The sequence below is a fragment of the Streptomyces sp. SID5785 genome (assembly GCF_009870065.1).
GTDB lineage: Bacteria > Actinomycetota > Actinomycetes > Streptomycetales > Streptomycetaceae > Streptomyces.
Genome location: NZ_WWIA01000524.1, coordinates 1 through 6,925 on the forward strand (window position 1 = coordinate 1; position 6,925 = coordinate 6,925).

Below are 6,925 nucleotides of genomic sequence, written 5' to 3' on the forward strand. Positions count from 1 at the left end.
ACTCTCGCCGCACCGGGCGTAAGGCCGAGTACATCCAGTACGAGGCCTTGCGCCCGGCACTCCCCCGAGCTCTTCGAGCAGGGGGGACCCCCAGAGCACGCACCAGACGCCGCGAAGCCGTCCTTCGGACGACGAGGGGAATTGTCAGACAGGCCCTAATCCCGTGCCTCCCGCCGTCGTGGCCCCTCCCGCGGTTCCCCGCGCCCCTGGAGGGGCGCACAGCGCGGCGGCAACGGGCAGGACCCCCGGCACACGCCGACATCCGACCCACCCAGCGAAGCGTCCGCACCCCCAGATAGCCTTCCGCCATGACCTCCCAGCGTTTCGTAGTGCGCCACAGGCGCACCGTGGCCGCCGTCGGTGCCGTCGGCGCCGGACTGCTCGTCCTCTCCGCCTGCGACAAGCCGACCCCGCTGGCCACCGTCACGGTGGGCCGCGCATCGGTGAACACCGAGGCCTCCTGCTACGACGACGGCAATGCGCTCAAGCTGTCGAGTCTTCAGGAGTGCCTCAAGAAGACGAAGGACGCCGAGAAGATCAAGGTCGACCCGGACGAGACGGTCCGCTTCGGCGTCGACCCGGACATCGCCGACAAGGGCTGGACGATCCTGATGAACGGTCAGCCGCTCACGGACTCCAGCAAGAAGACGTACCGCACCGTCCCGGGCAGCGTGTTCTTCAACCAGCAGTACGGCGCCACCGGTTCCTCCACCACCGTGACGATCCTGTCGGGCGGCAACTCGAAGGCGTACGGCACCTGGTCGTTCAAGCTCGAGAAGAAGGCCTCCTGACGGGCACGGACCCCGCGGACGCCGTCCCCGCGCGCATCCTCGTCGCCACCGCCGTCCCGGCCGAACGGGACGCGGTGGCGCGCGGGCTGTCCGGGCACCCGGCGGTCGACGTCGTCGCGGTCGACGTCGTCGCGGTCGGCGTCGGACCCGCCGCGGCCGCCGCCGGCACCGCCACCGCACTCACCACGGCGGCCCTCGCCGGCCGCCCGTACGCGCTCGCCGTCTCGGCGGGCATCGGCGGCGGCTTCACGGCCCCGCCCGGCGCGCTCCTGGTCGCCGACGCGATCACCGTCGCGGACCTGGGCGCCGAGACCCCCGAGGGGTTCCTCCCGGTCACCGAACTCGGCTTCGGCACCGTCACCCACCGTCCGCCGGCATCCCTCGTCCGGGAGCTGGCCGCGGCCGTCTCCGCCACCGCCGTCGGCACCGTGCTCACCGTCTCCACGGTGACCGGCACCGCCGACCGCGCGGCCCTCCTGGTCCGGCGGCACCCCGACGCCGTCGCCGAGGCGATGGAGGGCTTCGGGGTCGCCGAGGCCGCCGCCGCGCACGGCGTCCCGGTGGCCGAGATACGCGCCGTGTCCAACGCCGTCGGACCCCGCGACCGCGCCGCCTGGCGCATCGGCGACGCGCTGGCCGCGCTCGCCGAGGCGTCCGGGAAGGCCGCGCCCGTACTCACGCGTTGGAGTTCCACATGACGGACACCGCTGACACCACCCCCGTACGCATCGCGTTCTCGCCCTGCCCGAACGACACCTTCGTCTTCGACGCCTGGGCCCACGGCCGCGTCCCGGGCGCCCCCGCGCTCGACGTGACGTTCGCCGACATCGACATCACCAACGGCATCGCGGAGCGCCGCGAGGACGCCTACGACGTCCTCAAGGTGTCGTACGCGGTCCTGCCGTACGTCCTCGACGACTACGCCCTGCTGCCGTGCGGCGGCGCGCTGGGCCGCGGCTGCGGTCCGCTCGTCCTCACCCGGGAAGCGGGCGTCGACCTCTCCGGCAAGCGGGTCGCGGTGCCGAGCGAGACCTCGACCGCCTACCTGCTGTTCCGGCTGTGGGCCGCGGACGTGGTACCCGGGGGCGGGGTCGGCGAGATCGTCGTCATGCCGTTCCACGAGATCATGCCCGCGGTGCGCGACGGGAAGGTCGACGCCGGGCTCGTCATCCACGAGGCCCGCTTCACCTACCAGGACTACGGGCTGCACAAGCTCGCCGACATGGGCGAGCACTGGGAGGCCACGACCGGGCTGCCGATCCCGCTCGGCGCGATCATCGCGCGGCGCGGCCTGGGCGCGGAGCGGCTGCGCGGCTACGCGGACACGATCCGCCGCTCGGTGCGCGCGGCCTGGGACGAGCCGGAGGCCACCCGCCCGTACGTCATGGCGCACGCGCAGGAGATGGACCCGGCGGTCGCCGACCAGCACATCGGGCTGTACGTCAACGAGTTCACGGCGGACCTCGGCGAGGACGGGTACGCGGCGGTCCGCGGACTGCTGACCCGGGCCGCGGCGGAGGGCCTGGTCCCGGCGCTGGCGCCGGACGCGCTCGCGTTCCCCTGATCCGGCCGCCGCACCCGCACCGCGCACGGCCGGGGGCCGGGCCCCGATCGACTCGGGACCCGGCCCCCGGGCCGTGCGTGCTCAGACGTCCAGCTGGTCGGCGACCGCCCGCAGCAGGCCCGCGATCTTCTTGCCCGCGGCCTTGTCGGGGTAACGGCCGCGCTCCAGCTGCGGCGTGATGTTCTCCAGCACCGTCGTGAGGTCCTGGACGATCGAGGCCAGCTCGTCGGGCTTGCGGCGCTGGGCGGCGGCGACGGACGGCGTCGGGTCGAGCAGGGTCACGGAGAGCGCCTGGTCGCCGCGCTGGCCCGCGACCACCCCGAACTCCACGCGCTGGCCGGGCTTGAGGCTGTCGACGCCGGCGGGCAGGACCGAGGAGTGCACGAAGACGTCACCGCCGTCGTCGCGGGAGAGAAAGCCGAAGCCCTTCTCGTTGTTAAACCACTTAACTTTTCCCGTAGGCACGTGAAGCCCTCGTCCCCGTACTCGAAGTGCTGGAAAACGCTCTGGACAGCAGTACAGCGGGCCGTGACCGACCCGCCGCCACCAAGACTAGGGGGCCCTGGGCCGGTGACAAGACGGTGCCGAGACGTCCCTGTGCGCTGGGAACTACCCTGGCCGGGTGCGTGACAAAACCCAAACCAATTCCCGGGCGAGCGAGTCCGGCCCCGGCGACGGCCTCGTGAAGGCCGGCGGCATCGTCTTCGTCGTCGGAGCCGTCGCCACACTCGTCACGATGGCCCCGCTGTTCCTGCACACCGACCCGTTCCCGCCGGTCGCCTACGCGGTGTGCATGCTGATGGGCGTCGGCTTCCTGCTGGCCGCGGCCGGGGTCCTGAAGGGCGTCGCGGTTCAGCGCCGGGCGGCCCGCTCCTCGGTGTAGCGCGCGAGCCACGCGGGGAACGCGGCGAGGCCGTCGAGGACCACGTCCGCGCCCGCGTCCCGCAGTTCCCCGGCGGAGCAGGGGCCCGTCGCCACCGCGACGGAGAGCGCGCCCGCGGTGCGCGCGCCGCGCACGTCGCCGGTGTGGTCGCCCACGTAGACGCTCGCGCCGTGCTCGCGCAGCGCCACCCCCTTCGCCTCGGCCCACAGGTCGCCGATGACGGCGTCCGCGGCGATGCCGAGGTGGTCGAGGTGCAGCTTCGCGCTGGGCTCGTACTTGGCCGTGACGACGATCGCGCGGCCGCCCGCGGCGTGCACCGCGGCCATCGCCTCGTGCACGCCCGGCATCGGCAGCGTCGGCGTGATCGCGTGTGTGGGATACATCTCACGGTAGAGATCGGTCATGGCCGGGATCTCCTCGGCGGGGAACCACTCGGCGAGCTCGGTGACGAGCGGCGGGCCGAGCCGGCTGACGGCCAGGTCCGCGTCCACGTACGTGCCGGTCCGCTCGGACAGGGCGCGCCAGGTGGCGTGGATGCCGGGCCGGGAGTCGATCAGGGTCATGTCGAGGTCGAAGCCGACGACGGGGCCGGCGGGGGTCGACGGGGCGGTGGGTTCCGGGAGGGCAGCCATGGGCGCCATTGTGCCCCGGCATACGATGGCCGCCCGCAGCACATACTTAGCCAAGCCTTACCAATGCTGCCGCCCCGGTGCGGCCGGCCGCACCGCCGGCCCGGACGCACCGCCGGGCCGGACGCACCCGACCCGCACCCGACCGACACGGAGAGAGCCCGCCCATGCCCGTCAGACGCCGCGCCACCCGGGTCGCCGCGCTCCTGGTGGCCGCCGCGGCGCTGGCCCTCGCGGTGCTGCTCAGCCTCGCGGTGGGGGCGCGTGCGATCGCGCCGTCCGCCGTGTTCGACGCCCTGCTGCACGGGGGCCACAGCAACGCCGCGGAGGTCGTCCGGGGGCTGCGGCTGCCACGCACCCTCGTCGGCCTCATGGTCGGCGCGGGCCTCGCGCTCGCGGGCACCGCGCTCCAGGGCATCACCCGCAACCCCATCGCCGACCCCGGCATCCTCGGCATCAGCCAGGGCGCCTCGGTCGGCGTCGTGCTCGCCCTCGCGTACCTGGGCGTCCACACGCTCACCGGGTACGTGTGGTTCGCGTTCGCCGGGGCGGGCATCGCCTCGGTCGCCGTCTACGCGATCGCGTCCAGCGGGCGGGGCGGCGCGACCCCGGTCAAGCTCGCGCTCGGCGGCGCCGCGATCAACGCGCTGCTGGTCTCCGTCACCACCGCGATCCTCACCACCAAGGCCTCGGCGCTCGACGAGTTCCGCTTCTGGCAGGTCGGCTCGCTGTCCGGCCGGGACGCCGAACTGGTCGGCCAGGTGTGGCCGTTCCTGCTGGTCGGCGCGGTGCTCGTGCTGTCCGTCGCCCGCGGCCTCGACGCGCTCGCGCTCGGCGAGGACGTGGCGAAGGGGCTCGGGCAGCGGGTTGCGACCGTACGGATCGTCGGCGGCCTCGGTGCGACCGTGCTCACCGGGGTCGGGGTCGCCGCCGCCGGACCCATCGCGTTCATCGGACTCGCCGTGCCGCACATCGCCCGCGCGCTCGTCGGCTCCGACCACCGCTGGCTGCTGCCCATGGCCGCGCTCGTCGGGCCCGTCATGCTGCTGGTCTCCGACACCGTGGGCCGGGTGCTGTTCCCGCCGAGCGAAGTGCCGGCGGGGGTGATGACGGCGCTGATCGGGGTGCCGTTCCTGGTGGCGCTCGTGCGCCGGAAGGCGGTGCCCGCGTGAGCGCCCTCGCCGGGGTCCGCCCCGCCGGATACACCGTCGTGCGCGCGGGCCGCGCCCGGTTCCTGCTGCACCGCAGGGCGGCCGTCGTGGCGTGCGCCCTCGTGCTGCTGCTCGCCGCCGGGTGCCTCGCGTACCTGTGCGTCGGCGAGACGTTCACCAGCCCCGTCGAGGTGTTCCGGGTCCTCACCGGGCAGCCCTCGCCGGACGAGCTCGTCGTCGGCACCCTGCGCGAACCGCGGATGGTCGTCGGGCTGCTCGTCGGCCTCGCCTTCGGGGTCGCGGGCGCCCTCATCCAGACCGTCGCCCGCAACCCGCTGGCCAGCCCCGACATCATCGGCATCAGCCAGGGCGCGAGCGCCGTCACCGTCGCCGCGATGACCTTCGGCCTGACCTCGTACACGGTGCTGCCGTACGTGTCCGTGGCCGGCGGGCTGCTCGCCGCCGCCCTCGTCTACCTCTTCGCGTGGCGCGGCGGACTGCACGCCACACGCTTCGTGCTGATCGGCATCGGCTTCGCGATCGCGCTGCGCTCGGTCACCACCCTGTTCATGACCAAGGGCGACTACCTCGTCGCCCAGCAGGCGCAGATCTGGATGACCGGCTCGCTCAACGGGCGCGGCTGGGCCGAGGCGGCGCCGCTCGGCTGGACCCTGCTCGTCCTCGTCCCCTGCGTCGCCTGGGCCGCGCGCGCCCAGCGGACCGTCTCGACGGACGACGACACCGCGACGGCGCTCGGCGTACGGCTCGGCCGGGTGCGGCTCGGTCTGGTCGCGCTCGGCGTCGTCCTCGCGTCCGTCGCGACCGGAGCCGCCGGGCCCGTCGACTTCGTCGCGCTGCTCGCCCCGCAGATCGCCCGCCGGCTCACCCGCACCGCGCAGATCCCGCTGCTGTGCTCCGGGCTGCTCGGCGCGCTGATCGTGGTCGTCGGCGATCTGCTCGCCCGCCGCCTGTTCTCGCCGACCGAGCTGCCCGTCGGCGTGCTCACCGCCGCCGTCGGCGCGCCCTACCTGATCTGGCTGATCATCCGCTCCCGCCGCCCCGGAGGCACCTCATGAGCCGGCTCTCGGCCCGCGACCTGACCCTCGCCTACGACGACCGCACCGTCGTCCACGACCTCGACCTCACCGTCCCCGACGGGCAGGTCACGGTCATCGTCGGGCCCAACGCGTGCGGCAAGTCGACCACCCTGCGGGCGCTCGGCCGGCTCCTCAAGCCGGCCGGCGGCTCCGTCCTCCTCGACGGCAAGGCCCTCGCCGAACTCCCCACCAAGAAGATCGCCCAGCAGATCGGCCTGCTCCCGCAAAGCCCCGTCGCGCCCGAGGCGATCACCGTAGGGGACCTCGTCTCGCGCGGGCGCCAGCCGCACCAGAGCTGGTGGCAGCAGTGGTCCGACGCGGACGAGGCCGCCGTCACGGAGGCCATGAAGCGCACGGATGTCGCGGCGCTGGCCGAGCGGAACGTGGACGAGCTGTCCGGCGGGCAGCGCCAGCGGGTCTGGATCGCGATGGCGCTGGCCCAGGAGACCGACATCCTGCTCCTCGACGAGCCCACGACGTTCCTCGACATCGCCCACCAGGTGGAGGTGCTCGACCTCGTACGACAGCTCAACCACGACCGGGGGCGCACGGTCGCCGTCGTGCTGCACGACCTCAACCAGGCGGCGCGGTACGCCGATCATCTCGTCGCGATGAAGGGTGGGCGGATCGTGGCCGAGGGGGCGCCGGGGGAGATCGTCACGGAGTCCCTCGTGAAGGAGGTCTTCGGCCTGGACTGCGTGGTCGTCCCGGACCCCGTCACAGGCTCCCCCCTGGTAGTCCCCGGCACCCCCTGGCACGCCCCGTAACCCGCAACGGCGCCACCCCCAGGGGCTCCGCCCCGGCCCCCGC

At 73.8% G+C, this 6,925-nt stretch carries 9 protein-coding genes; 7 read left to right on the forward strand and 2 right to left on the reverse strand.

Going from position 1 to position 6,925, the window contains the following annotated elements; all coding sequences use genetic code 11:
* Positions 1-308: 308 nt before the first annotated feature.
* From GTW43_RS17035 to GTW43_RS17045, 3 genes are read left to right on the forward strand one after another with little or no spacing between them, the layout of a single operon-like run.
* A complete protein-coding gene (locus GTW43_RS17035; RefSeq protein WP_161302877.1) occupies positions 309-791 on the forward strand; it encodes a DUF2771 domain-containing protein in 483 nt (160 codons plus the stop codon).
* Positions 788-1,489, forward strand: coding sequence for a futalosine hydrolase (locus tag GTW43_RS17040; protein WP_237536639.1), 702 nt, complete (start codon positions 788-790; stop codon positions 1,487-1,489). The genes GTW43_RS17035 and GTW43_RS17040 overlap by 4 nt, the downstream gene beginning before the upstream one ends.
* Positions 1,486-2,355 carry a 1,4-dihydroxy-6-naphthoate synthase gene (locus GTW43_RS17045; RefSeq protein WP_161302878.1) on the forward strand — a complete coding sequence of 290 codons (870 nt, stop codon included), beginning with the start codon at positions 1,486-1,488 and terminating at the stop codon, positions 2,353-2,355. Before GTW43_RS17040 ends, GTW43_RS17045 begins: the two co-directional genes overlap by 4 nt.
* Before the next feature lie 81 nt (positions 2,356-2,436).
* Here GTW43_RS17045 and GTW43_RS38495 read toward each other — a convergent pair whose 3' ends face one another.
* Complete coding sequence (locus GTW43_RS38495; protein ID WP_161302879.1) at positions 2,437-2,820, reverse strand: cold-shock protein; 384 nt, start codon at positions 2,818-2,820, stop codon at positions 2,437-2,439.
* Between the two features lie 157 nt (positions 2,821-2,977).
* On the opposite strand from GTW43_RS38495, the gene GTW43_RS17055 reads away from it, so the two are divergent.
* Positions 2,978-3,238, forward strand: a complete 261-nt coding sequence (locus GTW43_RS17055; protein ID WP_161302880.1) for a hypothetical protein — start codon at positions 2,978-2,980, stop codon at positions 3,236-3,238.
* On the opposite strand, the gene GTW43_RS17060 is transcribed toward GTW43_RS17055, so the two are convergent.
* The gene (locus GTW43_RS17060; RefSeq protein ID WP_237536638.1) at positions 3,208-3,870 is read right to left on the reverse strand and encodes an HAD family hydrolase; all 663 of its coding nucleotides are present in this window, start codon (positions 3,868-3,870) and stop codon (positions 3,208-3,210) included. The genes GTW43_RS17055 and GTW43_RS17060 overlap by 31 nt on opposite strands.
* Before the next feature lie 164 nt (positions 3,871-4,034).
* On the opposite strand from GTW43_RS17060, the gene GTW43_RS17065 reads away from it, so the two are divergent.
* Genes GTW43_RS17065 through GTW43_RS17075 form a run of 3 tightly spaced genes read left to right on the forward strand, consistent with a single transcriptional unit; the run spans position 4,035 to position 6,882 of the window.
* On the forward strand, positions 4,035-5,039 hold the full coding sequence (locus GTW43_RS17065) for an iron ABC transporter permease (RefSeq protein WP_161302882.1): 1,005 nt from the start codon (positions 4,035-4,037) through the stop codon (positions 5,037-5,039).
* Entirely contained in the window at positions 5,036-6,094 is a 1,059-nt protein-coding gene (locus GTW43_RS17070) for an iron ABC transporter permease (protein ID WP_161302883.1), read from the forward strand. The genes GTW43_RS17065 and GTW43_RS17070 overlap by 4 nt, the downstream gene beginning before the upstream one ends.
* Positions 6,091-6,882 (forward strand): ABC transporter ATP-binding protein, encoded by a 792-nt coding sequence (locus tag GTW43_RS17075; protein ID WP_161302884.1) that lies wholly within the window; start codon positions 6,091-6,093, stop codon positions 6,880-6,882. The genes GTW43_RS17070 and GTW43_RS17075 overlap by 4 nt, the downstream gene beginning before the upstream one ends.
* The last annotated feature ends 43 nt before the right edge of the window (positions 6,883-6,925 follow it).

Bases quoted from the DNA above. Each gene is read 5' to 3' on its own strand.
- GTW43_RS17045 (WP_161302878.1), top strand. From the start codon at position 1,486: ATGACGGACACCGCTGACACCACCCCCGTACGCATCGCGTTCTCGCCC.
- GTW43_RS17065 (WP_161302882.1), top strand. From the start codon at position 4,035: ATGCCCGTCAGACGCCGCGCCACCCGGGTCGCCGCGCTCCTGGTGGCC.
- GTW43_RS17075 (WP_161302884.1), top strand. From the start codon at position 6,091: ATGAGCCGGCTCTCGGCCCGCGACCTGACCCTCGCCTACGACGACCGC.
- GTW43_RS17060 (WP_237536638.1), bottom strand. From the start codon at position 3,870: ATGGCTGCCCTCCCGGAACCCACCGCCCCGTCGACCCCCGCCGGCCCC.
- GTW43_RS17035 (WP_161302877.1), top strand. From the start codon at position 309: ATGACCTCCCAGCGTTTCGTAGTGCGCCACAGGCGCACCGTGGCCGCC.